Origin of the sequence: Halomonas sp. H2 (assembly GCF_050215315.1) — a bacterium.
Classification (GTDB): domain Bacteria; phylum Pseudomonadota; class Gammaproteobacteria; order Pseudomonadales; family Halomonadaceae; genus Vreelandella.
The window spans coordinates 1,324,869-1,350,649 of record NZ_CP189760.1 but is presented as its reverse complement, the minus strand read 5'-3'; the positions used below and the strand labels follow the sequence as shown (position 1 = coordinate 1,350,649).

Below are 25,781 nucleotides of genomic sequence, written 5' to 3'. Positions count from 1 at the left end.
TTCCTAACGCTGAGTAATGTAAGACGCCCAAATAGCAACGGCCCGCTTTAAAAGCGGGCCGTTGTGTTTTGCGCTGTGCTGGTGTGCATCAAAGCTTTTAGCGGTTAAATAAGCCGCTGATATCTTTCGCTTCCCAGTGGGGAAAATGCTTGCGCACTAGCGTGTTAAGGTCGTGCTCAAACGCCGCCCAGTCGGTCGTGTTTGACACGGCGCCTGGGGCGCTTGCGGTGCCGCGAATCATCCCGGCACCCACGGTGACGTTGGTTAGCCGATCAATGATGATAAAACTGCCGGTGCCGGGGCTGGTGCGGTAGTTATCCACCGGTATTGCGGCGGTCAACTCGACATCGCAGCGGGCAATGGCATTTAAGCCCAGCGAGTGAGTGGCATGCTTCTCCAAGGTATTGACATCAATCTGGTAATCAATCGCGCTTACCTGGCCAGAAAGATCCCGGGTCGCCAGCTTGAAATCGTAAAGCTTACCCGGCGTTAGAACCTCTTCGTGCATCCAGACAATATCGGCTTTAAAGGTATTAGAGAGCGGCAATTCGCTATCCGCTGCCACCAACCAATCACCGCGAGAGATATCAATCTCGTCTTCCAAGGTCACCGTAATCGCCTGGCCCGGATACGCCTCTTCAAGGTCACCATCATAAGTAACGACCCGCGCCACGGTCGACGTTTTACCCGATGGCAGCGCCTTAACCGCTTGGCCTGGGCGCAATATACCGGCTGATAGAGTACCGCAGTAGCCGCGGAAATCGAGGTTCGGGCGGTTCACGTACTGCACCGGCAGGCGCAGATCACTCAAGTTCTGATCACGACTGATCTCGACGCTTTCCAACAGCTCGATCAGCGTTTGCCCCTGATAGCCATCGGCAAAGTACCACGGTGTTTGCTCGCTGCGATTGACCACGTTATCGCCATTCAATGCCGACATCGGCACAAAGCAAATATCGGCTACCTGTAGGTTGTCAGCAAAGGCACGGTACTCATCAACTATCTCGTTAAAGCGCTGCTCAGAGAAGTCCACCAGATCCATCTTATTGACCGCAATCACTAGGTGCTGGATACCCAGCAAGTCGGCAATAAAGCTATGACGGCGAGTTTGGGTCTGCACGCCGTAGCGGGCATCGATCAAAATAATCGCCAAGCTGGCCGTTGATGCGCCTGTCGCCATATTACGGGTGTACTGCTCGTGCCCTGGGGTATCGGCGATAATAAACTTGCGCTTATCTGTGGAGAAAAAGCGGTACGCCACATCGATGGTAATACCCTGCTCACGTTCAGACTGCAGGCCATCCACCAATAGCGCTAAATCAACGCTATCGCCGGTAGTGCCGCTGGTTTTAGAGGCCTGAGTGATCGCCGCCAACTGATCTTCAAAGATCATTTTCGAATCGTGAAGCAGACGGCCAATCAGCGTCGATTTACCGTCGTCTACGCTGCCGCAAGTAATAAAACGCAGCAGGTCTTTGTTTTCATGCTCGTGCAGGTACTCTTCGATATTATCGGCGATTAAATTGGATTGGTGAGACATATTAAAAGTACCCCTCGCGCTTTTTCTTCTCCATTGAACCCACCTGGTCGCGATCAATGGCGCGGCCACTGCGTTCACTGGTACGGGTCAGCAGCATCTCTTGAATAATTTCAGGCAGCGTCGCGGCCTCAGACTCCACCGCGCCGGTCAGCGGGTAGCAGCCAAGCGTTCTAAAGCGTACCGACTTCTGTTCAGGTACTTCCCCAGGTGCTAACGGCAGGCGATCGTCATCGACCATAATTTGCATACCGTCGCGCTCGACGACCGGGCGTTTGGCCGAGTAGTAGAGCGGCACGATGGGAATCGACTCTAAGTAGATGTACTGCCAGATATCCAGCTCAGTCCAGTTGGAGAGCGGAAACACGCGGATCGATTCGCCTTTATTAACCTTGGCGTTATACACGTTCCACAGTTCAGGGCGCTGGCTTTTAGGATCCCAACGGTGATACTTATCGCGGAATGAATAGACCCGCTCTTTGGCACGTGACGCCTCTTCATCACGCCGTGCACCGCCAAAAGCCGCATCAAAGCCGTGCTGGTCCAGCGCTTGTTTAAGCGCCTGGGTTTTCATGATGTCGGTGTATTTGGCACTACCGTGATCGAACGGGTTGATATTGGCCGCCCGCCCCTCTTCGTTGGTATGCACAATCAGTTCCATACCCGCCTCTGCTGCCATGCGGTTACGAAACTCGATCATTTCGCGGAATTTCCACGTGGTATCCACATGCATCAGCGGGAATGGCGGTGTACCGGGATAAAAGGCTTTGCGCGCTAGGTGCAGCATGACCGAAGAGTCTTTACCGATGGAGTACATCATCACCGGGTTAGAGAACTCGGCAGCGACCTCACGGATAATATGAATAGACTCAGCTTCTAATTGCTTGAGGTGGGTCAAGCGCGCAGCATCAGGCGTAACAAACGCTTCGCTTCGCGGCTCTGAAGATGGCGACTTTTCAGCAAGCGCCCCTAAAGAAAGAGTGGAAGATTGGCTCATGGCCCATTACCTCGCAAGAACAAGCTCGTTAGACAAGCTAGAAAACGGTATACGTTCTAAAAATTCGTTCGAATGCGGGTAGGGTAACGCCGAGCTGATAATAACCCAAAAGAATTAATAACTATCTTTTTATTCTTTTATGACCTAACCATTTAAGATTGCAGCGCCAGAGGCTCAATCAATACGCTCAACCCAGCTCTGCCACTCGCCTCCAAGTGACTCACTCCAGTGTAAATCAATCACGCGGTAGCCAGGGCGGGAGGCTTCATCAATGGCGAACTGCTCAGCGCCGGGCAGGAACTGATCCGCCATCGCGGGGCAGCCAAAAACATCAATCGTCATTTCGCCCAAGGGGTAGTGCTCGGCGTAAGCTTGGTGCACGTGACCAAACAAGATGATTTTGACCTGAGGGTATCGGCTTAGCCGTTGCCAAAACGCATCGCGATCCTGCAAACCAATGGCATCCATCCATACCGCGCCCACATTAACCGGCGGGTGGTGCATGGCGATTAGCGTGGGTCGTTCATCTTGCTCAAGCTGCTCAGCGAGCTTGGTCAGGCGTTCGCTTCCCAGCTCCCCGTAGGGCTGGCCTGCTACCTGGGTATTGAGCAGCAGTATGCGCCACGCCCCCAAATCCACTTGATCGACCATTCCGCGCTCGGCAGCCATCAACTCGGGCTGGTCGTGATTGCCCGGCAACCAGTACCAGGGGCAAGGCAACTGCTCCATCGCCTGCACGGCCAAGGCGTAGGAAGCGGCAGAATCATCTTGACTGATATCCCCCGTCAACAGCACAACATCGGGCTTTTCAGCGACAACGGCACTCAACACCTGCTGAAACTGCCGCCAAGGAACACCCGCGCGGGAGCGCGCTTCGGTGTCCGCATAAAGATGGGCGTCGGTAATCTGCACCACGCGCATTAAGGCATCTCCGGTACGTCCATGGTGTGGCCATGGGCTAGGCCATGAGCCAGCCACTCACCTAAAAAGCGGTTGAGTTGAAGCTTTTCATCCGGCTGGTGCATTCTGGCGTTAGGGTAGCGATAGCGGCCACTAAAGTGACGCTCGCGCTGAAAGTCAGTCACCTCGGCCATTCGCACATCATGATAGAGGTGTACGCGCATACGCGGCCCTTCCAAAATGGCATCCAGCGGACCCGTTTGGGAAACATCCACCATGGTGGTGTAAGGCGCCTGCTGTTGAATATAGAGATGCAAATCACCAAAGTGCTGCTTATTACCGCGCAGGGCAATATCACGACGCTGGCCAGCCTCCATATCGCCCACCAGCCGCACCAAACGTAAATAGTTGGCGCTGCACTCCCCTTGGAGCGATTTTAAATCGGTGACATAGGCCGTTCTCGCCATGTTCACTCCTTGTCTGTTTCGCTTTACGTTGCTTAGCTGTTCGTCACCGCTCGCTGAGAGGCGGCACGCAGTGAAGCTCGCTGGCTATTCAGCCAATGTAGACCAATCAAACACATGGCGTTGTCGAGTCGCCCATGGAGTAAGAGTTCCCAGGCATCAGGAAAAGGCACCACGTGAACGCGAATATCCTCGTGCTCTTCATCTAAACCGTGAATGCCACCTAGGCCTTGGGTATCTACCAAACCACAAAATAGGGTCACTTGCTCGTTGCAGGCCCCAGGACTTGGATAGTAAGTGTGAAGTTTGGTCAGCTCGGTTACTTTACAACCCGCCTCCTCCCACGCTTCACGGCGGGCCACATCTTCCATCGATTCGTCTTTTTCGGCTAAACCGGCGACGATTTCTAATTTCCAGGGAGAAACGGCGTCATCAATAGCGCCAGCTCGAAATTGTTCGATCAGCACCAGAGAATCGCGCTCGGGGTCGTAAAGCAGCACACCTACTGCATCAAAGCGATTGTGCACTTCGCGGCGCATGGGTTGGCTCCAGCCCCCTTCAAATAGGCGGTGGCGGAGTTCTAACGCTTCCAGACGGAAAAACCCCTGGTGCAGCGTCTCACGCTTGTGCAGCTCAACATCGTCACGCTTTAACGGCGGAACGCTAAGGGATGAGGTAGTGGGGCTCGTCGACATGCGGCACTCCCGGTGGTGATAAGCGCTCTATTATCAATGCTTGCCACCGGGAATGCCAATTCAGCGTGGGGATTACAACTGATTAAGCAACGCCTCGGCATCGCGGCGTAGCGCTTCATCAGAGGCCTGCCGGTTATCGCGAGCGGTGCCGTTAACCGCCCGCTCGGCGTGCTCGCGAGCCGCCTGTTCGTTGCCCTCTTCTTGCAAAAAGGCGGCATAGTAATGGTTAACGTCAATACCGTCTGGGCGAATTTCCAAGGCACGCTGGAACATGCGCTCCGCAGTATCGCTATTACCAAAACCGAGCGGACGGCCCGGCGCACGGTCATAGAGCGCGCCAAGCGTCACGTAAGCCGAGCCATTTAATCCCTGGGGATCAATTTCGATCGCCTGTTCGAGCACTTCGCGGGCATCACCAGCGGTGCCCAGCGCGCCTAGACCACCGCGCTCACGGGCATAAGAAGCCAGAATAATACCTTGCCAGACCAGTACACTGGCCTCGTTGCTGTACTGCTCGGCTAGCTGTTCTACTTCGCCCGCCAACGACTTCAGCGTGCTCTCGCGCTCGTTGGCGGGCAGCTCGGTCACCGTGTGCTCCCAGCGGTTCTTTAGCGAGAATAGTTCACTTTCAAAAGCGGCTGCGGTTAACGGGGCCAGCGCCAGCGTGCTGCCAATGGTGGCGGCAATTAGCAGACGCGTTAAAGGTAGGCGTGCTAATGAGCGTTGTTGCATAGTTGCTCCTAAATTATTGTTGTCCTGCTTAGGGTTGGACTACTTAGACCCATCACTTTAGACCTATCATTAGTGGGCCGCTCCTCCAATATAGCAAACAATCTAACAAACGTTTGAATGATTAGGCAAAGGCATGTTGCTTGGTATGCTTCACGCATTTAACGTAAAGTAGATAGCTTGATACCTGATAGGGAACTGGTAATGAAAGGCCGCAACATGACCCGCTGGCGCGATCCAGCCAAAGATCCGCGCCAAGCCCCAAAGAGCAACTTGATCACCACTGAAGGGGCGTCCCGCTTGCGCGCTATTTTGGATCACCTATCACGGGTTAAACGCCCGGCTATTTCAGCAAAAGTCGGCGAAGCCGCCGCCCAGGGCGATCGTAGCGAAAACGCCGATTACACCTATAACAAGAAAGAGCTAAACCGGGTGATTGCCCGGATTACTTATCTGACAAAACGCTTAGATGAATTACAGGTCGTCGACCGCCTGCCTGCTGACACCAGCAAGGTATTTTTCGGCGCCTATGTGAGCCTGGAAGATGAAAACGGCGAGCAGGTACATCTGCGGGTTGTTGGCCACGATGAAATCGACACTAAAAAGCGCTGGATCAGTATCGATGCCCCCATGGCCAAGGCGCTGTTAGGTAAACAGGTCGGTGACGATGCCAAAGTGCTCACTCCTAATGGCGATACGTTTTATACCATCACCGCTATTGATTACACCGGCTAATCGCTACTTAGCTATTACCGACCTTTCTAATGGCTCGTTATTTAGCGCTTAATCCTCTAGCGCATAATCAACGGTGGTGACAACGCGCACACGCTTGGTTTGCGGCGTGTAGCTGTCCAGGTCTTCAATGGAGAAGTAGCCTTGAGTGGCTTGGCGAATCTGGCCCACTTGGCTACCGGAGTCTTCAGCAAACTGTTGAGCGGCGCTACGGGCATCCGCCGTTGCTGCCGCGATCATTTCAGGCTTTATGGCATCAAGGCCAGTAAATAAAAACTCCGTGCGGTATTCATAGCTGGGCGACAGCAACACGCCCTCACGCACCAGCGACGTCGCACTGGGAACCGCTTCAATAACACTCTCAACATCAGGCGAGCGCAACAGTAGCGTCGCTTCTGCGCGATAACGCTCATCCGGGCGACGATCGCCGTACTGATTGCTAAATTGATCGGTAATCCGCGGCGGTGTCGAGCTAACGTGCTCTGATGCAAATCCTCGAGCCTCTAGAAATTTGCGAATCACTTGCTCATTTTCTGACAGCTGCTGCTCCAGGTCGCTCAAGCTATTGGCGCTGACAGTGTAGTTAAACGGCCATAGCACTAAGTCCGCCGATACTTCACGCTCGGCTAACCCGCGCACCGTCACGCTACGCGATGACTGCTGCCATACTTCAGCAGCGCCCTTAATATAACTGCCACTCCACACCAGCCCCAGCGCCAATAGCCCGCCTAGCACAACAGCACTTCCCAGTATCGCTGTATTACGAATATTTCCCGCCATTTCAGCCACTCCTGCTTTTTACTGTTAAATTAACGACTGCTTATTTGCATCACTGACTTTAACAGCTGTCCTTAACACTTGTTTAAAAAACGAGGGCAGGCAGCGCGAGCGAAATCGCGGGTACAAAGGTCGTCAGCAGCAATATCCCTACCATCACCATCCAAAACGGCATCACTGCTCGAATAAAGGAAGCAACGCTAATGCCGGTGATACTACAGGTAGTGAACATCACCGTTCCCAACGGCGGTGTAATGGTGCCTATCGTAGCGTTAATAATGAAAACAATGCCGAAATGCACCGGATCAATACCGAACTGAGCCGCTACTGGTGCTAGCAGTGGTGAAAGCACAATCAAGATCGCATTACCCTCCAAGAACATTCCTAACATCAATAGTAGAAAATTAGCCAAAAGCAGAAAGACGATGGCGCTACCTACCTGGGAAGAAAGCATCATCGCAATCTCCTGAGGTATCTGCTCCCAGGTAAGAAAGCGAGCAAAGCCTGATGCCACTGCAATAATGAAGAGCACGTTGACCGATGCCAAAAGCGACTCATTCGTGGCCAGAGCAATGCTTTTCGCATTCATTTGCTTATAGACGAAAACACCGACGATTAGCGCATAAAGCACCGCGATGGCACCCGCTTCGGTGGGTGTGAAGATGCCGACCCGGATACCCCCAATCACCACCAGCGGCAGCATCAAGGCAATAACGCCTGCTCGGGTAACACTAATCCACTCCTGGCGCGCCACCTTCTTGCGTTCAGGTGGCTGATAGTGATGGCGACGGCATAAATAGGAAACTAGCACCATCAAGCTGAATGCCATCAACACACCAGGAACGACCCCTGCCAGAAAGAGCCGCCCAATTGATACATTATTGACGTAGCCATACACAATCAGTGCAATACCAGGCGGGATTGTTGACGTGATCAGCGACGAGGCAGCCGTGACCGCACTCGAAAATGGCTTGGGGTAGCCCTTCGCCGTCATGCTAGGCACCAGCAGTTTTGCGTTCATGGCGGCATCGGCAATATTGGAGCCGGAAAGCCCACCCATGAAAGTGCTCAACAATACGTTGGCCTGAGCCAATCCGCCATGCATACGCCGCGTCAACAGTTCGGCCAGTCTCAGCAGCCGGTCAGTGATACCGGAATGATTCATAAATACGCCGGCCATAATGAAAAACGGTATGGCCAATAACGATACGGACTCCAGCCCACCTGCTAGACGCTGAATGAGCAGCATCATAGGTTGATCAGCACCGACGATGAAGTAGAGGAAGGTGGAAAAGAACAGCGAAAATGCGACGGGGGTGCCTAATAAAAACAGCAAAAACAGTGCGCCAAGCGCAATACTGACAGCCATGGGGTTGGCTCCTATGGTTTATGTCGCTGACATAGCCGTACCACGCAGTGATAAATCATCACCCCTGCGCTGACGGGGATCGCCACATGAATCCAGTAATAGGGAATTTGCAGCATCGGCGTGCTGCGAAATGCTGAAATGCTCAGTAGTTGGGTGCCCCAATACAGCATGACCAGGGCACTGATAAGAATGATGCCAATACTAAATATCTGCTCATTCCAATGCGCCAAGCGAGGCGGAAGCTTATCGGTGACAAAGCTAATGAACACATGCTCGCGACGACGCACTAACGCACTTGCACCCAGAAAAGTGGCCCAAACCAGCAACAGTTGAAGTATCTCTTCAGTCCACGCCAACGGGGAATTGAAAAGGTAACGCATGAAAATATTGCTAATAGCCACCAGAAAGAGCGCGAAAATAGCTGCCGTGGCGATAGCTTCATCAAGACGCATGATTCTATCCAAGCACGCAAATATACGCTTCATACCAGACTCCTCGATTAGGTACCCCAGCAGACGCCGGGGCACCATAAAATCACACGCTCATCAGCCGTTGATGATCTCGTAGACATTGTCATAGAGACCATCGCTCCACTGTGGAAACGCGCTTGGAATCTGTTCTGCGGCCCGCTCACGGAAAGGAGCAGTATCCACTGCGTGAATCTCTACGCCTTCGCTACGTAGCTTTTCCAATGCCTGTTCACTATCTTCAGCAACAAGTTCGCCAAGGTACTCAGCCATTTGCTGGCCGGTATCAGTCAGAATTTGCTGTTCTTCTTCGCCGAGTTGATCCCAGAACGCCTGACCAGTAACGAAGGGAGCTACGGTATGCATATGCGACGTCAGGCTAAGGTTTTTAACCACCTCGTGAAATTTTCCACCGTAGAGCACGGCAGCGGGGTTCTCGACACCATCTACCATTCCCTGAGCCAAGGCAGGATAAACATCCCCCAATGACATAGGCGTGGGCGTTGCACCCATGGCACGAATGGCCTCAACGTACATCTGTGAGTTCTGCACCCGCACTCCTACACCGTCAAGATCATCAGGGCTACTGACAGGCTCACGCGTTAGCAGATGACGTACGCCGTATACAGCGTTGGGAATGACAATGTGGTAACCGGAGGACTCAACTTGTGACATTTGCTCAGCAAACCATTCAGAATCAAAGACTTTGAGTTTGGACTCAAAATCTTCGCTCAAATAGGGCGCATCCAGTACGGCAAGGTCGGGAACCGAGTCTAGAAAGTTGCTGTAAGCGGTAATCGAAATAATCGCCGAGCCAAACCGAGCCTGCTCCATGACGTCGGTTTCTGAGCCAAGCTGGCTTGCTGGAAAGGCTTTCAGTTCTATTTCACCACTACTCGCTTCATTAACCCATTCGGCCCACTGTTTCACGGCGACATCTACCGGTTCACCTGGCTGGTTGCCATAAGCCACGCGAATCACGGTACTTGCTTGGGCAGCACTGGCAAGCCCCATGGTGGTAACCGTAGCAAGCGTCATCGCCATAGAGAGTTTATTAAGGCGCATGATGTACTCCATTTTTTTGTGTTTACTGAAGGTTAGTATTCCTGCCATGAAGGCAGTGTTGTTTTATATCGGTTTTATCTACATAAAAAATTACTCATACACATAAGCTCTATATATCATAGCCATGTGATTTACATAGCATTTCTTCAAAGAAACATACTGCCTATTACCACCTGCCCATCGCTGCATTGAGTCGCGGTGTGGAAATATCATATTTAGCGCCTAGCTCCACCACAGGTTTCAGTCTGCGTGTCAGCTTATCGCCGTGGTCATTGGCAATATCTTCAAGTCGGTGATCTAGGTAGGGGTTATCAAAGCGCTCCAAGGTGTTATGCCAATAAGCGTTTAAGTCCATATCCGGCAATTCACGGGCCAAAATGGGCAACACCTCTTGCTTCATAAGCTCGCTTAGACTGTTACGCAATGGCGTTGCTTGCAGCGCTTCTCGGACGTAAGTTATCGACGCATTGAAGCTCAAATGGCGCCATTGATCGACCAGATAAGTATGCGCCAGATTGAGAATATGCAACTTGCGCAACGCATAAGGCTCTAGTGAACTCACCACCTCGACGTCAGGATGTTCAAAGGGCATCACCAGCCCTGGTGTTTGCTGTATTGCCCAAAGCGCATAAGGCTCAGCAACCGCACCAACCGGCTCCAAAGGCGCAGAGACGATGCGGTCTACCAGCGTATTGACCCAGCAGCACTGAGTCTCCAGCCACGCTTCAAAGCGGGCATCGTGATAATCCTGTCGAGCCATTTGGGTCACAAGCTGTTTAAGCACTTGTCCATTACGGCTGATTAATTCGCAAGGTAGTAACGTCAGGCCAGGCCGCTCTGCTTTAAAGCGCGCATAGAGCAGCTTGGTAAGCTTGCCGGGAAAACTGGCGGGCACATCCGCCAAACTGGAATCATCGGCTACTTGGTAGCCACTGTCGCCCGTGTTGGAGACCACCCAGCGCGCCGTATTAATAACGTGATGCTCCAATGCCTGCCATTGCTCCTGAGCAATTAGGCAGCCTGACACACTGCCTATTGAGACCTGCTCATCGACAGGCAAACCATTGCGCCGCCCTTTAATATGCAGCGGGTAGCTCTCCTGCAGGGCAAGTGCTGCCGCTTTGGCTTTGCCTTCTGGGCGTGCAGATGTTTGCACGACCAATATGGCTTCTTGGCTGCTGCCGTTTTCAATTGCCTGGCCCGCAAAAGCAGCCACATGGCCCAGCAAAAATCGACTGGTGCCAAACTGAACGATACTTGCCTGGGAGAGCGACGATGTCACAGCGAGACACCCCGCTTCCAAGGAATAAAGTCCAGCTGAGAAAGGCGTACCGCCTTCGTCACATAACGACCCGACGCGGTGTCGATACACAGGCTCAGCAGCTGATCCGCTAACTCAGCGATATCCGCCTCACCGCGAATAATTGGGCCGGCATCAAAATCAATCACATCGCTCATTCGGCGAGCCAGTTCACTGTTACTGGAAATTTTGATCACGGGTGCCACTGGATTACCCGTGGGCGTCCCCAAACCAGTCGTAAACAGCACTACGTTAGCGCCGGACCCAACCAAGCCGGTGGTTGACTCAACGTCATTGCCGGGTGTGCAGAGCAGGTTAAGGCCCTTGCGAGTCATCGGTTCGGTGTAATCAAGCACGTCCACCACCGGGCTATCGCCACCCTTCTTGGCCGCCCCGGCCGACTTCATGGCATCGGTGATCAAACCGTCGCGAACGTTGCCCGGCGAAGGGTTCATAGAAAAATCGGCCCCCACCGCCTGGGCATGACGCTGATAAGCCCCCATTAATGACGTAAACCTTTCGGCCACCTGCGGATCACCACAGCGGGCGAGCAACTCATGCTCTACGCCACACAATTCGGGGAACTCGCTCAGAATACCGCTACCACCCAGCGCCACTAGTCGATCCACGACGGCGCCTACCAACGGATTGGCCGAGAGTCCGGAAAAACCATCCGAGCCGCCGCACTCAACCCCAAGGGTCAGTTCAGAGAGCGGTGCTGGCTGTCGCGTGACCTGATTGGCCTGCTTAAGGCCATCAAAAATAGCCGTTAGCGCATCGCGGATTAATGCTTCTTCGCTGGTGGACTGCTGCTGTTCGAAATAGCTAACGGGCTTATAACCCTCTGGGTCGCGCGCGCTGATCGCTGCCTGCAGCATGCTGATCTGCGCCTTCTGACATCCCAAGCTAAGCACCGTGGCGCCTGCCACATTGGGGTGGCAGATATAACCTGCAAGCAAATCGCAGAGTGCTCCAGCATCACCGTCCGTACCACCGCATCCCAATTGGTGGACCAGAAAACGCACGCCATCCACATTGGGGAATAGCCGTTCACCGGCCGGCAGTGCCGACTCAGCGGCGCCTTCGCCGTGCAATAACTGTCTCGCCATCCGCTTGTAGTCATGAAAGGGATCATCCCCCAAAGCATCGGCAACGCACTGACGCAGCACTTCAATATTACGGTTCTCGCAAAATACCAAGGGCACCACCAACCACACATTGGCTGTTCCCACTCGCCCATCTGGGCGGTGATAGCCATCGAATGTTGTTGTCTCGAACGCGGTTACTTCGGGGGGTTGCCAAGCGTCTTGGTGCGTATTCGCGGATAAATCTTCCGTTGAGTGAACCAGATTTTCAGTGGTAATGGCCTCACCTGCCGCAATGGCCTGGGTCACTTTTCCGACCCTAACGCCATACATAATGACCATTTCGCCAACGGCCATATCGCTGAGTACAAACTTGTGTTTATGGCGAACAGGCCCAGGCAGCGTGACATTGACGCCTTCTTGATCCTCGATCACCGTGCCGGCTGGCAGGTCAGTCAACGCGACACGAACATTATCCAGCGTATGAACACGCAGCGTGAGATGGGGCGTTTGGCTGGCAATCAGTTCACTCATCAGTACGCTTCCTCAACGTCAATCGAGATCATGGCTTTAATGACCTGATTAGCCGGGTCACACCACTCGGGCATTTGGGTGGGTACGTCAGCAAGGAGGGCCCGATGAGTAATCATGGCGGCGGCGTTAATACCACCGTTTTCCATCAGGGTCACCACGTCATTAAAGTCTTCCCGGGTGGCGTTGCGGCTACCGATCAGGGTCAGTTCTTTTTTGTGGAAGTCTGGATCACTAAAAGTAATGTCAGCTTTTACTATGCTGACCAACACATAGCGGCCACCATGGCCCGCCAAATCGAACCCCGCCTCCATGGCGCGAGGATTACCGGTGGCATCGAACACCACATCCGCTAATGCGCCACCATTCAATTGGCCAATTAGGTCAGCCACATCGGCGTGCTGAGGATTCGCCACCGCATCGGCGCCCAGTACATCGCGGCAAAAATCCAGTCGGGAAGCGTTTGTATCAACCATCAATGTGCGTGCGCCGCGGCTTTTAGCGACCTGCAGCACGCCCATACCAATTGGCCCAGCGCCAACGATCACGGCAAGCTCATCCGCTTGTAGTGCGCTGCGCCTTACCGCGTGAGCACCAATCGCCATACACTCCACCAGCGCGAGCTGATCGATAGTCAGGGTTTCCGACACCACCAAGTGAGTGTTAGGAACGGACAAGTACTCCGCCATTCCGCCATCTTGATGCACACCAATCACCTGCATATTTTGGCAGCAGTTGGTTTTATGTTGCTGACAGGCGCGGCACTCACCGCAATGCAAGTAAGGGATAACGTAAACCTGTTTGCCCAGTAAGTGCTGAGATTGATCATCAGCGACGTCTACCACCTCACCGGCGAGTTCGTGCCCCAGCACACGTGGGTATTCAAAATAGGGCTGGTTGCCGCCATAAGCATGAATATCCGTCCCACAGATACCGATGCGGCGAATTCGCACTAGGGCATGCCCAGGCGAACACTCAGGTTTATCGGCGTGAGCAAGCTCCAAATGGTGTGGTTTTTTACAGACAAGCACTTGCATGAGTGCGCTCCTTTTTACCAAACCCCGGCGGCTAGCCCAGCAGCCCGATAGGTATATTGATCTAGAGGTCAGGCCTTTATGATTAAAAAAACTGCTCATATGCGAGCCTTGGGCCTGACATTTATAGTGTTGTGTCTATCTATAGTGTTATTAAGATCTATAGTGTTGCGACTATTCAGCGGGTATTACCCCGCTGATAGTTATATTCCACAAGCCTTATTTACTAAGCCTGTACGACCCGCTGCTGCTGCTCACCAAGGCCTTCAATCCCTAAACGCATTTGCTGCCCATCGCGTAGGTAAACAGGTGGTTTCTGCCCCATTCCAACACCTGGCGGCGTTCCGGTTGAGATCACATCGCCGGGCTGTAAGCTCATAAAACGGCTCAAGTAGCTAATCAGAAAAGGCACTTGGTAGACCATGGTGCGGGTATTGCCATCCTGATAGCGGTGGCCGTCGACCTCCAGCCACATACTCAGCTGATGGGGGTCAGCAACCTCATCACGCGTTACCAGCCAAGGGCCTAAAGGGCCGAACGTATCGCAGCCTTTGCCTTTATCCCAAGTGCCGCTGCGCTCTAACTGAAACTCGCGTTCAGACACATCGTTAACGACACAGAATCCCGCCACATGGGACATCGCATCGGCTTCATCAATATAACGACCGCCTTTACCGATGATCACTCCAAGCTCAACTTCCCAGTCGGTCTTGTTGGAATTACGTGGAATTTCAACGTCGTCATTAGGGCCACAGATAGCGCTGGTCCATTTATTGAAAATAACCGGCTCCGGCGGCACTTCCGCGCCAGTTTCCGCCGCATGGTCAGAGTAGTTAAGGCCAATGCAAATAAACTTACCTACCTGACCCACACAGGGCCCGAAACGCGTATCACCCGACACTTCCGGCAGTGTGGCCACATCGATATCACGCAATTTCTTTAAACCGGCATCGTCCAATACATCACCAGCAATATCGCTCACGATAGAAGAAAGATCACGCACCTTACCCTGGCTATCTAAGATGCCCGGCTTTTCCTGGCCCGGCGACCCAAAACGTACAAGTTTCATATTGTTGTATCTCCTAAAGTGATTAGTTTGCCCAGCCGCCATCAATCAGTTGTGCCGTACCCGTAATAAATCCAGATTCATCACTGGCCAGGAACGTCGCCAAGGCAGCGACCTCTGCCACTCGCCCTAACCTGCCCATTGGCTGGCGCGCAATAAACGTTGCCAACACCTCGGCATCGCTACGCCCCTCTTTAAGGGCCTGCTCGGCGATACGCTGCTTTAAGGAGGGCGATTCAACCGTGCCAGGGCAGATGGCGTTGCAGCGAATACCCTGGGTCATAAAATCTGCGGCAACCGATTTGGTGAGACCAATCACCGCCGCTTTGGAAGTGCCATAAGCGCAGCGATTAGCCACGCCTTTAACGCTTGACGCCAGCGAAGCCATATTGATAATACTGCCGCCCCCATTTGCCTGCATGCCCGGTAAAAAAGCCTGCAACATATGAAACATAGAGGTGACATTGAGATCCAGTGAGCGCTGCCACGTGACCTCATCACACTCAAGCACTGAGCCACCTGCCACCATACCCGCACAGTTGAAGAGTATATCCAGGTTAGGCAGTGAGCTTGCCAGCTCATGTATCGCTTTGCTGTCCGTGACATCCAGACAATATGCTTCAACGCCCTCCACACCTTCTAGCGTGGCAATATCGATATCTGTTGCAAATACTCGCGCCCCTTCAGCTACAAAACGTTCGGCGGTAGCGCGTCCAATGCCGTTCGCAGCGGCGGTTACAAGGGCTGTTTTATTATTGAGTCTCATATACTGAAGCATCCTTGGTAGCTATGGCATGGCCCCAGTAATCGTGGGAACATACGCTATATTTAAACATCCAGATATCTAATGGCCTGACCAATGGATTGAGTATGCTAGAAGAGCTTTGATCCTTGCAAGCCTCAAAAAGCCAAATACGAGCTTTAGAGGATGAACTTTAGTCGCTATAAACTTTAGTCGAAAACCTTAATGAAACGGATAGGAAATACCACGCATGCCGATTCAAACCATTCGCTCACAGCGCCTCTACCGCCAGATTGCGGATCAACTACAGCAGTTAATCAATGATGGTGAGTTTCCCCCGGGAACACTGCTGCCCCCTGAGCGCGAGCTGGCCCAATCACTGGGTGTTAGTCGTGCCTCAGTGAGAGAAGCCTTGATTGCTCTAGAAGTGGTTGAACAGGTCGCCGTGCGGGTTGGCCATGGCGTCGTGGTCCTTGAGCCTAGGTCAACCCCTATGGAGCCAGTGATGCGCGCCGCTGCGCGTACCGAGCCCTGGGCACTAGACCCCGAGTTTGAGAGCGAAATCGAACTCAATCTGGATGAAGAGATTCCGCCCTTTTCACTGCTTCAGACACGGCGTTATATGGAGCCGGAAATTGCGGCGCTGGCGGCCATGAATGCCACCGATGACGACCTAAAAGCAATCCGTTTAGCCTTTGAGCGCAATGTGTCTGACAATGCGAACGGTGGCCGCAATTGCGCCGGAGACCGTTTGCTGCATATCCGCATCGCCGAAGCGTCCGGCAACGCTGCCTACGCGCTTGTTATCAAGCACCTGCTAGGTCACCAGTACGGCGCTATGTTTCGTCGCCTTCAGGATCTGTTTATGGAGACAGACATGCCGCAGCGCTCCCAAAACGATCATGCGCGTATCGTAGACGCAATCGAAGCTCGTGACCCGGCTGCCGCCCGCCGCGCGATGGAAATTCACCTAGACCATGTTTTGAATGTCTTTTTCGCAGAGTAAACAACGTTTCAGGCAGCTTGCGTATTAACGCCCAGGCTTAATAGCGCCATACACCTTGAAGCGGCGATTATCCGCCAAGGTATGAAAATCTTGAAAAGCACGCTGCAAATGGTCTGGGTAAGGCAGAAAACCATTTGCCACAATAACCAAACGCCCACCGGTATTTAGCTGCTCGGGCGCTTGGCTAATCAAGCGCTGGCTGGGGCCATAGCTAATATCGCGCTCTTTATGGAAAGGCGGATTACTGATAATCCAGTCAAACTGCTCACCCTCAAGTTCACTAAATACATCGCTACGCAGCACGCGCCCTTTGAATCCATTTGCAGCTAAGGTGCGCTTGCAGGCTTCTACTGCAAAAGCGCTAACGTCCACGGCGGTCACAAGGTGGCCCCGCTGCGCTAACCAGGCGCTGATAATGCCGTCCCCACAGCCCATATCCAGCACCTTAAGGGGCTTTTTCGGCAAGCTACTTTCCAAGCTTTCCAACAGTAACAGCGTGCCTTCATCGACCTTGCCGTGACCAAATACGCCGGGGTGGCTCACCAGCGTTAACCCTAGCGTTTCAAACGTCTGCCAAGCAGTGTCGCTTGCCCCACTGGCTGAATCCAAGGCGACGGTATGGGTGACAAATAGCGAACAACGCCGGGCGTTATCGCGCTTGTCACAAAGCATCCCTAATTCTTCGAGCATCTTGGGAACGCGTTTGATTCCCCCTTGGTGCTCACCAACAATCTCTAGTGGGGTTCCGCTGGGTAGCTGTTCGCATAACCACTTCAGCCACCAAATGCCCAATTGGTGGGCTTTCGGCCAAAACAGCACGATTTCTTTACCCAGCCCGTCATCCGCCGCGATATCAAAGGGCGTCGTGGCTTGCTTGCCTTTAGTGGCCCATTCGGCGAGAACGTCATGATCACCGCTCACCACCCCGGTCGATCGATCAACCAGCCAGCTATCCATTGGCGGGCCCACCACCCACAAAGCGGCATAATGATCTTGTTGGCGTGCGAGCAATTGGCAAGCAGGGTCTTGAGCACTCATTCAGGCGTCTCCGGTTTGGTTAGGGTATAGAGTAGGTAGCGGCCCAAGCGCCAGTGTGGATCCTGACGACAATAGTGTTTTTCCAGCGCAAGTAGTGTTGCATTTTCTAGCGGTGTTGCGGGTGGCTCACGCAAGTAATCTTGAAAGACACGGATACCGGCGACGGACGTTATCTGCAGGCCGTTCGCGGCACTCCACTGGGTGATCTCAGCATGGGTGACGGGTGATATCGGCGTTAACCGTTGACGCTTGCCCTTGCCCGCCAAGCGATCGCTTAAGGCTTTTTCAAGATTGCCTTTTACCACATTAGAAAAACGCAACGCATCACGGTTGAACACCATTAAACTCAGTTGCCCACCGGGCGCCAATAATGCGCTTAATGTGGTTAATGCTGCTTGCGGGTCGCCTAGCCACTCTAACACTGCATGGCAAGTAATCAGCGGCCATAGCCCTGGCGCTTGCTGAGGAAGCGTCTGGATGGGCGCCTGAAGGTAGTTAATCGACTCGTGGGGTAACTCGCTGTCGTCATAATGCCACTGCTTAGCGTGGTTAAGCATATCTTCTGAGGGCTCAGCCATCGTCACCGCATGCCCACGCTTGGCAAACCACGCCGCTTGCTGGCCCAAACCACCGCCAACATCGAGGGCTTTCTGCTCGTTTAAAAGCAACATTTGCGGCAATAAGTAGTCGAGCATGGCTAGGCGCAGCTCACCGCGGGGCGCCTGGTAGAGCGAGCGGGAAAATTTGTCCACCAGACCATCGAAGTAGCGGTCTCCCGCTTCTGTCAGTTCATAAGTAGTGTGCATTCATTAAGCCAAGCATCGCATAAAGGCCAAATAGTTTACTCTGGCCAACACCAGAATGCTTGCCAGTCAATTAATTGCTCAAAAGTGGTTAATCGTTTACCTTGGAACCGTTCCCATTCTTTAAAGAATACTATGCTGATCGCGCCGCGTCGTTCTACCATCCTTGAAGTTGCTCGCTTGGCGGGCGCGTCTAAAACCAGCGTTTCGCGCTATTTTGGCGAGGAGCGTGCGCGCCTATCGCCCGCTCTTCAGGCGCGTATCGCGCAAGCCGCTCACTCCCTCGGCTATCAACCCAATCAAATGGCGCGCGGATTAAAAGGCGGGCGCTCTAAGCTAGTCGGAATGCTGGTCGCCGATATTCGCAATCCTTTTTCGGTCGCGATTACGCACGGGGTCGAGCAAGCGTGCCGTCAATACGGTTACTCGCTTTTAGTGGGTAACACCGACAACGACCCTGAACTGGAGCGCCAACATTTAGCCTTACTTAGCGCCTATCAAGTAGAAGGTTTGGTCGTCAATGCGGCGGGTAGCCCTGAACGAGAGCTTGATACGTTTATCGCTCAAGGCACACCGATTGTGCTGCTAGACCGCGAGGTCAACCATATCGACGCTGAAGTTGTGGGCCTGGACAACCACTTAGCAATCGATATGGCGCTTGACCACCTCGTCGCTCAGGGCTACCAAAGCGTTTTATACGTCAGTGAAGCCCCAGAACTATCCAGCACACGTCAACTACGGGTGGCTCGTTTTCATAAAAGCGCCGAGCACCGGGCGTTAAACCACACAACGCTACTGCTTAGTCAGCCCGACAGCACCGCAATGCTCAAAGCGCTAGGCAGCTTTATAGCGGCTCACAATCAACACCCCTGCGCAGTACTTTGTGGCAATGGCACTGCCACCCTAGCGGTAACGCGCCTTTTTCAGCAGCTTGGATTGCCGCTTGGTCAGGTAGGTCTGATGGGGATTGATGAGCTCGATTGGTGCGCCCTCGTTCCGCCCGGCATTACCACCCTTGCCCAACCCACCGACGAGATTGGCAAAACGGCCATTCAATGCTTAATGCATCGGATTACACCGCATACATTGGCGATGCCAATAACGTTGAGTTTTGCACCGATGCTGATTAAACGAGGGTCGACTCAGCGCTAATTTTTTAAGACGACGATAAAAGTCGTCACAAAAATGGTATCGTTCCCATTGGATGGTAATCAACAACTCAAAGAGATTCTTAACCATGCCCCACTCTTTCACTAGCCCACCTGAAATCCTCACCTTTGGCGAAGCTATGACCATGTTTGTGGCAGGCGCCCCTGGCAAGCTTAGCGACATTGAGCATTTTCAGCGCCGAATCGCCGGTGCCGATACCAACGTGGCAATTGGCTTGGCACGCTTAGGCTTTCATGTCGGCTGGTTGAGCCGCGTCGGCAATGACAGCTTTGGCGATTTCATCCGCCAGACCTTAGCAAATGAAGGGCTCGACTGCCGTCACCTGCGCACCGATACCCAGCACCCCACGGGGCTGCTATTCAAAGAGCGCGCGCTTAATGGTGCAGACCCTAAGGTGGAGTACTTTCGGCGTGGCAGTGCCGCCAGCCACTTAACCCCCACTGACACCGACGATATCGATTTCACAGCCCTGCGCCATGTTCATGCCACCGGCATACCACCCGCTCTTTCCACCAGTGCCCGTGAACTTGCTTACCATGCGCTTAAAAAGGCTCGCGCTAACGGCGCCAGCATCTCTTTTGACCCCAACTTACGCCCCAGCCTGTGGGACAGCGAAGACGCTATGCGTAAGACGCTAAACGCCCTTGCCGCGTTGTCCGATTGGGTGTTGCCGGGGCTTTCAGAAGGCCAGTTACTCACCGGGCAGAAGACGCCTTATGACATAGCGGGCTACTATCTAGATCAAGGGGCTTCTGCGGTGATTATCAAGCTGGGTCCAGAAGGCAGCTATTATCGTGGCAACTTAGACGGGCAGGAGGAGAGCTTCACAGTGCCTGGTTGTCGCGTAGCAGAAGTAATTGATACCGTCGGGGCCGGCGATGGCTTCGCGGTCGGCGTGATTAGCGCCCTGCTCGACGGCAGTACGGCACGCCAAGCGGCCCAGCGCGGCAACCTTATTGGCGCCCAAGCGATTCAGGTCATTGGTGATATGGAAGGCCTGCCCAATCGCGATCAACTGCAAACCCTTGAAGCTAGCCAACCCACGCTTTGACCCTCTTTTAATTAAGGTTTTATAACAAGGAGATAACAATGAAAAAACGTCTAGTGGTGCAAGGACGACTCAGCGATACCCAGCTAGCAGAGCTGAATGATTTGTTTGAGGTAGACGTACTGCCGAAAACCACGGCGTTGAACGACCCGGCCAACCACGCTCTACTGGCCAAGGCCAATGGCATTATCGGTTCTGGTCTGGCGATTACCCCTGAGTTATTAGACGCAGCGCCAAACCTAACGGCCATCGCCACTATCTCCGTAGGCTATGACAACATCCCCGTTAATGAACTCACCCAGCGCGGCATTATGCTGTGCAATACGCCTGACGTGCTCACTGAAACCACCGCCGATACGGGCTTTACCCTGATTATGACCACAGCCCGGCGCGCCGTTGAGTTAGCCGAGTGGATCAAAGCAGGTGAATGGCAGGGCAGTATTGGTCCGGCGCTGTTTGGCAGCGACGTGCATGGCAAAACCCTCGGCATGGTGGGCTTTGGACGCATCGGTCAGGCGGTGGCCAGGCGCGGCGCCCTGGGCTTTGGCATGAAGGTACTCTACTCGAAAGCCTCTCCGAAGCCTGAGCTGGAAAACGAACTTGGTGCTGAACGCCGTGAACTAAACGAGCTATTGAACGAAGCCGACTTTGTTTGTGTAACGGTTCCGCTCACCGCTGAAACCGAGCACTTGATTGGCGCGCATCAATTCGCGCTGATGAAGACCTCCGCCATTTTTATCAATATCGCCCGCGGTAAAGTGGTTGATGAAAACGCCTTGATTCACGCCCTGGAAAACGGCGTGATTAAAGCGGCTGGGCTTGATGTGTTTGCGCAAGAGCCATTACCTGCCTCATCACCACTGACGCAGATGTCAAATGTGGTCGCCCTGCCCCATATCGGCTCCGCTACCCATGAAACCCGCGACGCCATGGCCCAGCGGGCAGTGGATAATATTCGCCTAGCACTGCAGGGTGAACGCCCGATTAGTCTGGTTAATGAGGAAGTTTGGAAATGAATTCAGCCATGCCCGCTAAACCCAAGCACTCCCCTTTCTGTTTGCTCTTCGACTGTGACGGCACGCTCGTCGATAGCGAAGTACTACTTGCTGAAGTGATGGGCGATATTCTTCCTGAGTTTGGTTTGCCCTTCTCGGCACAGCAATATATGGATGAATTTAGAGGCGTACGTTTCCAGACCATCGTGCAAACGCTTGAAAGCCGTTTTCAACCATTGGCGGACGGCGCGTTTGCCAAGCTTGAGGCTGGCATGCGGGCCCGCATGGAAGCCCGTATGCGCTCAGAGCTTATTGCCATCCCTGGTATACCTGCCGCACTTGACCAGCTAAGCGATCACCCTAAAGCCGTTGTATCTAATGGCCCCGAACCTAAAATACGCTGTGCGCTAGAGAGCACTGCGCTGGGCCACCATTTTGAAGACAGGCTGTTTAGCGCCTATACCCTGAACGTTTGGAAGCCAGACCCAGCGCTTTATCGCAAGGCAGCCGTTGCTATGGGCTACGCACCACAAGCGTGTGTGGTGATTGATGATGCGGCGGTAGGTGTTGAAGCAGGGCTGGCGGCAGGCATGCACGTGATCCATCTCAACCACTTTCCAAACGAAGAGAGCACGCCCAAAGGCGCGGTAGGCATTCACCACGCCTGCGAACTACCAGCGGCAATTTTACGCTTATCGACAGCCGCTACCGCTTAGCGGCAGGAAGGAGCGGGGCAATGCTTAAAAGCAGGTCACCAAGTGCTGCTTCACGTTTAGTTCGTCATCAACAAGTAGCAGCTGACGCCATTTGTCAAAGGTCAAACATGGGTGAGAAGCGCCAAACGCGATGATGTCGCCGACCTCGATATCCTGGGCCTCATGGGGAAGGCGCACAAAGGTGTGCTGGTCCATCATTTTTGTCACCTCCCAGCCAGCGACCGACAAAAGCTGAGAGGCCTCCCCCGCTTCCCGAAAACGACGCAGCGCAATAATGTGCTGGCCACAGGCCGCACGCCCTCAGCACGTAACGTGGTGCGCTTCTCGCGTATTGCCTTAGTGGCGACGATTGGTCTGGCGCTGCTGTTCGCATTGGCCTCAGATAATGTGATTACCTACATCACCCGCATGATCTCGACGATTCTTTCAGGCCTGTTTGTGAGTGCCATGCTAGGCCGATTCTGGCCACGCTATAATTGGCAGGGCGCCATTGCTACGCTGATTTTCGCATCAGCGACATCCTTAACGATTATCGCCAATAGCGATTGGGCGGATTTCTGGGGTAACCCAAGTATTCCTGCTGTGCTAGCAGCACTGGCAGCCGGGGTAATTGTAAGCTTAATAACGCCCGCTTCTCGCGTTACCTCTGCCCAGGCTCTGGCGATTCTTGACCAAGAACGTCAGCGGATGGAGCAGGCGCCCGAACCGACACTGACCAGTGCAGAAGTGCCTTCAACGCCACGTTAATAACTAACCACTCGCACGAAAAAAGCCCCACTGATTTAATTAAAATCAGTGGGGCTTTTTTATTTTAAAAGTATTTTTATCAGATAGTTAGCTGACGCACCGCCAACTCCACGCCACGCAACTCGGCCAAGCCGCGCAGGCGCCCGTATAGGGGGTAACCCGGTGCTGTGTTGCGCTGTTGGTCGTCCAGAAGTTGATGGCCGTGGTCAGGTCGCAGCGGCAGGCGTGCCCCGCCCTCTTTTCCACGGCGGCGCTCTTCTTCCACCAGTGCTTTTATTACACCTACCATATCCACATCGCCAGCCAAGTGCGGCGCTTCGTGGAACGTTCGCGTATCCGCTTCGCGCTGTGTGGCGCGCAGATGGATAAAGTTAATATGCGGCGCAAAGTGGCGGGTCATAACCACCAAGTCATTGTCTTCACGCACGCCGTAAGAGCCTGTGCAAAGCGTCAAGCCATTGGCGGGGCTGGGCACACGATCGACAATCCACTGGGCATCTTCGCGAGTCGAGACCACCCGGGGCAGACCCAATAGCGGCCGCGGTGGGTCATCCGGATGAATAGCCATACGAATGCCCACTTCCTCTGCCACCGGAATCACCGCCTGCAGAAAGTAGCCAAGGTTTTCCCGCAGCCTAGCGGCGTCAATATCAGCGTACCCTTCCAATACAGTGCGAAACTGCTCAAGGGTGTAGTGCTCTTCGGCGCCCGGCAGCCCAGCGATCAACGTATTGACCAGCTTGTCACGACTGGCTTTATCCAACCCATCTAAATAGCGAGCTGCCTGACTTTTTTCCTCGGCACTATACTCGCTCTCAGCACCAGGGCGTTGAAGCAGATACAAGTCAAAAGCTGCAAACGCCACCTGCTCAAAGCGCAGCGCCAAAGCGCCATCGGATAGCTCATAGGTCAGGTCGGTGCGCGTCCAATCAAGTACAGGCATGAAATTGTAGCAAACAGTATCGACACCACAGGCAGCTAAATTGCGCAGGGTCTGGCAGTAGGTGGCAATTAACGCGTCACGTTCGGGCAAGCCTTTTTTGATCGACTCATGTACCGGCACACTCTCAACCACCGACCATGCCAGACCTGCCGCTTCGATCATCTGCTGACGCTCACGAATCGCCTCAACCGACCAAACCTGATCATTGGGCACCTCATGCAATGCCGTCACGATACCGGTAGCGCCTGTCTGGCGGATCTCTTCTAGGCTAATCGCATCATTAGGGCCGAACCAGCGCCAAGTATGTTCCATGATGATCTCCTTATATTAGTTGTGATCAAGCGCTGCGAGCGCCCCGCTCAGCCCATCATGGGTCAACGTCTGATAGGCGGCCACCACCGCCTGGACAAACCCCTTATCCGCTGCCAGTTCCCTCGGCACCACATCGTCCATGGCCAAAAAGGCAGCCACTAGTGCAGCGCTATCGGAACCCTGTGCTTGGTGCAGCGAGGTAAAACGCGCGGCCAGCGGGTCGTCGACAGAGTAGCGATGCCCGAGCAGGTCTTGGCCTGCGGTGTAGCGAATCCAGGCCGCCAACCCTAGTGCGACGCAGGGCGATGACTGCCCAGCAGTGCTACGTTTTAGCGCACCCGTCAGCCAGCGCTGCGGGAGCTTTTGGCTGCCATCCATGGCGATTTGCTGCAGACGATGACGCAAACTGTCATTGGCAAAGCGCGCCAGCAGCGAGTCAGCGTAAGCACCTAAATCGATGCCTTCCGGCATCTCTAGCGTAGGTGCCGCCTCTTTAAGCATATAGCGGCGCAACAGCGCCCGAAGTTCGACATGATTGACGCCGTCATAGACCGTTTCAATCCCTGCTAATGCGCCCAGGTAAGCCAGCAGCGAATGACTGCCGTTGAGCATGCGTAGCTTCATGGTTTCAAATGGCGCCACATCGGCGACCATCTCAACGCCCTCGGCTTCCCAGCTTGGCCGCCCTAATGGAAAGCAGTCTTCCACCACCCACTGAGTGAAGGCTTCGCACACCACGGCGTTGGGATCATTGATTTCCAGCGTCGCTAAGCGTTCGAAGTCGGCATCCGTCATGGCAGGCACAATGCGGTCTACCATGCTGCAGGGAAATGCCACCTTATTGGCTATCCAACTGGCCAATTCTGCGTCTCGATGTTCGGCCAGTTGCACCACCGCTTGACGTGTGCGCTTACCGTTATCCGGCATATTGTCGCAAGAGAGCACGCTAAACGGAGCGATGCCCGCTTCGCGCCGCCGAACCAACGCTTCCACCAACAAACCTGGCGCGGTGCGCGGCTGCTGAGGCGAGGCTATATCACCGATGATCATCGGGTCATCGACTCTCAACTCACCACTGGCGGGATTTAGAAAGTAGCCCTTCTCGGTCACTGTCAGCGTCACAATTCGCGTATCTGCGGAAGCCATTCTCGCCAGCAGCGCCTCCCGGTCGCGTCCCCAGTTATTCAAACTATTTCCAGCGCTATCTCCAGAGCTATCACGGCCCGAGAACAGCGTCTCTTCGATCACGCCTATTTCGCGCAGCGTGATGCTTTCGCTATCAACGTACTCCGCTACATGATAACGATGCCCAGCCGCGCTCAATCCATCGACTAAACCAACGCTAGAACGTAGGTTAGCGCTGCATACACCCCAGGCAGTATCGCCGCTGCGCTGACGATAGCGCTCTAGATAGACCGCTTGGTGGGCGCGGTGAAAAGCGCCTAAGCCTAAATGGACAACCCCGATCTGGCCGCTTTTAGGCATGGCGTCAATACATTGCTGGCCCATAGTC

27 protein-coding genes are annotated in these 25,781 nt (G+C 53.9%); 7 read left to right on the top strand and 20 right to left on the bottom strand.

Going from position 1 to position 25,781, the window contains the following annotated elements; genetic code table 11:
- Positions 1-97: 97 nt before the first annotated feature.
- From cysN to ACQE2I_RS06175, 6 genes are all read right to left on the bottom strand, one after another.
- The gene (cysN, locus tag ACQE2I_RS06200) at positions 98-1,540 is read right to left on the bottom strand and encodes a sulfate adenylyltransferase subunit CysN (RefSeq protein WP_427030597.1); all 1,443 of its coding nucleotides are present in this window, start codon (positions 1,538-1,540) and stop codon (positions 98-100) included.
- 1 nt (position 1,541) lies between these two features.
- Positions 1,542-2,534: a sulfate adenylyltransferase subunit CysD gene (gene cysD / locus ACQE2I_RS06195; protein ID WP_427030596.1), complete on the bottom strand. Its 993-nt coding sequence runs from the start codon at positions 2,532-2,534 to the stop codon at positions 1,542-1,544.
- Positions 2,535-2,708: 174 nt separating this feature from the next.
- Positions 2,709-3,455 (bottom strand): phosphodiesterase, encoded by a 747-nt coding sequence (locus ACQE2I_RS06190; RefSeq protein WP_427030595.1) that lies wholly within the window; start codon positions 3,453-3,455, stop codon positions 2,709-2,711.
- Positions 3,455-3,901 (bottom strand): DUF1249 domain-containing protein, encoded by a 447-nt coding sequence (locus ACQE2I_RS06185; protein ID WP_427030594.1) that lies wholly within the window; start codon positions 3,899-3,901, stop codon positions 3,455-3,457. Before ACQE2I_RS06185 ends, ACQE2I_RS06190 begins: the two co-directional genes overlap by 1 nt.
- A 32-nt stretch (positions 3,902-3,933) precedes the next feature.
- Positions 3,934-4,593, bottom strand: a complete 660-nt coding sequence (locus tag ACQE2I_RS06180; protein ID WP_427030593.1) for an NUDIX domain-containing protein — start codon at positions 4,591-4,593, stop codon at positions 3,934-3,936.
- Between the two features lie 72 nt (positions 4,594-4,665).
- The gene (locus ACQE2I_RS06175) at positions 4,666-5,325 is read right to left on the bottom strand and encodes a hypothetical protein (RefSeq protein WP_427030591.1); all 660 of its coding nucleotides are present in this window, start codon (positions 5,323-5,325) and stop codon (positions 4,666-4,668) included.
- A gap of 201 nt (positions 5,326-5,526) precedes the next feature.
- Here ACQE2I_RS06175 and greB point away from each other — a divergent pair, with 201 nt between their 5' ends.
- Positions 5,527-6,057 (top strand): transcription elongation factor GreB, encoded by a 531-nt coding sequence (greB, locus tag ACQE2I_RS06170; protein ID WP_427030590.1) that lies wholly within the window; start codon positions 5,527-5,529, stop codon positions 6,055-6,057.
- Positions 6,058-6,105: 48 nt separating this feature from the next.
- Here the strand turns inward: greB and ACQE2I_RS06165 are convergent, their stop codons facing one another.
- The 9 genes from ACQE2I_RS06165 to ACQE2I_RS06125 form a co-directional block, all read right to left on the bottom strand.
- On the bottom strand, positions 6,106-6,834 hold the full coding sequence (locus ACQE2I_RS06165) for an SIMPL domain-containing protein (RefSeq protein ID WP_427030589.1): 729 nt from the start codon (positions 6,832-6,834) through the stop codon (positions 6,106-6,108).
- 82 nt (positions 6,835-6,916) lie between these two features.
- On the bottom strand, positions 6,917-8,200 hold the full coding sequence (locus ACQE2I_RS06160; protein WP_427030588.1) for a TRAP transporter large permease: 1,284 nt from the start codon (positions 8,198-8,200) through the stop codon (positions 6,917-6,919).
- Positions 8,201-8,211: 11 nt separating this feature from the next.
- The gene (locus tag ACQE2I_RS06155) at positions 8,212-8,685 is read right to left on the bottom strand and encodes a TRAP transporter small permease (RefSeq protein ID WP_427030586.1); all 474 of its coding nucleotides are present in this window, start codon (positions 8,683-8,685) and stop codon (positions 8,212-8,214) included.
- A gap of 60 nt (positions 8,686-8,745) precedes the next feature.
- Complete coding sequence (locus tag ACQE2I_RS06150) at positions 8,746-9,732, bottom strand: C4-dicarboxylate TRAP transporter substrate-binding protein (RefSeq protein WP_427030585.1); 987 nt, start codon at positions 9,730-9,732, stop codon at positions 8,746-8,748.
- A 166-nt stretch (positions 9,733-9,898) separates the two neighbouring features.
- Positions 9,899-11,014 (bottom strand): mannitol dehydrogenase, encoded by a 1,116-nt coding sequence (locus ACQE2I_RS06145; protein WP_427030584.1) that lies wholly within the window; start codon positions 11,012-11,014, stop codon positions 9,899-9,901.
- Positions 11,011-12,651, bottom strand: a complete 1,641-nt coding sequence (locus tag ACQE2I_RS06140) for a UxaA family hydrolase (protein ID WP_427030583.1) — start codon at positions 12,649-12,651, stop codon at positions 11,011-11,013. The genes ACQE2I_RS06145 and ACQE2I_RS06140 overlap by 4 nt, the downstream gene beginning before the upstream one ends.
- Entirely contained in the window at positions 12,651-13,685 is a 1,035-nt protein-coding gene (locus ACQE2I_RS06135) for a zinc-binding alcohol dehydrogenase family protein (RefSeq protein ID WP_427030582.1), read from the bottom strand. Before ACQE2I_RS06135 ends, ACQE2I_RS06140 begins: the two co-directional genes overlap by 1 nt.
- Before the next feature lie 223 nt (positions 13,686-13,908).
- Positions 13,909-14,751 carry a fumarylacetoacetate hydrolase family protein gene (locus ACQE2I_RS06130; RefSeq protein WP_427030581.1) on the bottom strand — a complete coding sequence of 281 codons (843 nt, stop codon included), beginning with the start codon at positions 14,749-14,751 and terminating at the stop codon, positions 13,909-13,911.
- A 22-nt stretch (positions 14,752-14,773) separates the two neighbouring features.
- Entirely contained in the window at positions 14,774-15,514 is a 741-nt protein-coding gene (locus ACQE2I_RS06125) for an SDR family oxidoreductase (RefSeq protein ID WP_427030580.1), read from the bottom strand.
- Between the two features lie 226 nt (positions 15,515-15,740).
- Here ACQE2I_RS06125 and ACQE2I_RS06120 point away from each other — a divergent pair, with 226 nt between their 5' ends.
- Positions 15,741-16,496, top strand: a complete 756-nt coding sequence (locus ACQE2I_RS06120; RefSeq protein ID WP_427030579.1) for a FadR/GntR family transcriptional regulator — start codon at positions 15,741-15,743, stop codon at positions 16,494-16,496.
- 24 nt (positions 16,497-16,520) lie between these two features.
- Here ACQE2I_RS06120 and ACQE2I_RS06115 read toward each other — a convergent pair whose 3' ends face one another.
- Positions 16,521-17,534 carry a methyltransferase gene (locus ACQE2I_RS06115; RefSeq protein ID WP_427030578.1) on the bottom strand — a complete coding sequence of 338 codons (1,014 nt, stop codon included), beginning with the start codon at positions 17,532-17,534 and terminating at the stop codon, positions 16,521-16,523.
- The gene (locus ACQE2I_RS06110; protein WP_427030576.1) at positions 17,531-18,340 is read right to left on the bottom strand and encodes a methyltransferase domain-containing protein; all 810 of its coding nucleotides are present in this window, start codon (positions 18,338-18,340) and stop codon (positions 17,531-17,533) included. The genes ACQE2I_RS06115 and ACQE2I_RS06110 overlap by 4 nt, the downstream gene beginning before the upstream one ends.
- 132 nt (positions 18,341-18,472) lie before the next feature.
- Between ACQE2I_RS06110 and ACQE2I_RS06105 the strand changes: the two genes are divergently transcribed.
- The 4 genes from ACQE2I_RS06105 (at position 18,473) to ACQE2I_RS06090 (ending at position 22,266) form a co-directional block, all read left to right on the top strand.
- Positions 18,473-19,489, top strand: a complete 1,017-nt coding sequence (locus ACQE2I_RS06105; RefSeq protein ID WP_427030574.1) for a LacI family DNA-binding transcriptional regulator — start codon at positions 18,473-18,475, stop codon at positions 19,487-19,489.
- Between the two features lie 85 nt (positions 19,490-19,574).
- Positions 19,575-20,558: a sugar kinase gene (locus ACQE2I_RS06100; protein WP_427030573.1), complete on the top strand. Its 984-nt coding sequence runs from the start codon at positions 19,575-19,577 to the stop codon at positions 20,556-20,558.
- 38 nt (positions 20,559-20,596) lie between these two features.
- The gene (locus ACQE2I_RS06095; RefSeq protein ID WP_427030572.1) at positions 20,597-21,571 is read left to right on the top strand and encodes a 2-hydroxyacid dehydrogenase; all 975 of its coding nucleotides are present in this window, start codon (positions 20,597-20,599) and stop codon (positions 21,569-21,571) included.
- The gene (locus ACQE2I_RS06090) at positions 21,568-22,266 is read left to right on the top strand and encodes an HAD family hydrolase (RefSeq protein WP_427030570.1); all 699 of its coding nucleotides are present in this window, start codon (positions 21,568-21,570) and stop codon (positions 22,264-22,266) included. The genes ACQE2I_RS06095 and ACQE2I_RS06090 overlap by 4 nt, the downstream gene beginning before the upstream one ends.
- Positions 22,267-22,290: 24 nt before the next feature.
- Here the strand turns inward: ACQE2I_RS06090 and ACQE2I_RS06085 are convergent, their stop codons facing one another.
- Complete coding sequence (locus ACQE2I_RS06085) at positions 22,291-22,494, bottom strand: hypothetical protein (protein WP_427030568.1); 204 nt, start codon at positions 22,492-22,494, stop codon at positions 22,291-22,293.
- 48 nt (positions 22,495-22,542) lie between these two features.
- Here ACQE2I_RS06085 and ACQE2I_RS06080 point away from each other — a divergent pair, with 48 nt between their 5' ends.
- The gene (locus ACQE2I_RS06080; RefSeq protein WP_427030567.1) at positions 22,543-23,013 is read left to right on the top strand and encodes a hypothetical protein; all 471 of its coding nucleotides are present in this window, start codon (positions 22,543-22,545) and stop codon (positions 23,011-23,013) included.
- 79 nt (positions 23,014-23,092) lie between these two features.
- On the opposite strand, the gene uxuA is transcribed toward ACQE2I_RS06080, so the two are convergent.
- Positions 23,093-24,268 (bottom strand): mannonate dehydratase, encoded by a 1,176-nt coding sequence (uxuA, locus tag ACQE2I_RS06075; RefSeq protein ID WP_427030566.1) that lies wholly within the window; start codon positions 24,266-24,268, stop codon positions 23,093-23,095.
- Between the two features lie 15 nt (positions 24,269-24,283).
- The gene (locus tag ACQE2I_RS06070) at positions 24,284-25,777 is read right to left on the bottom strand and encodes a mannitol dehydrogenase family protein (RefSeq protein WP_427030564.1); all 1,494 of its coding nucleotides are present in this window, start codon (positions 25,775-25,777) and stop codon (positions 24,284-24,286) included.
- Positions 25,778-25,781: the final 4 nt, after the last annotated feature.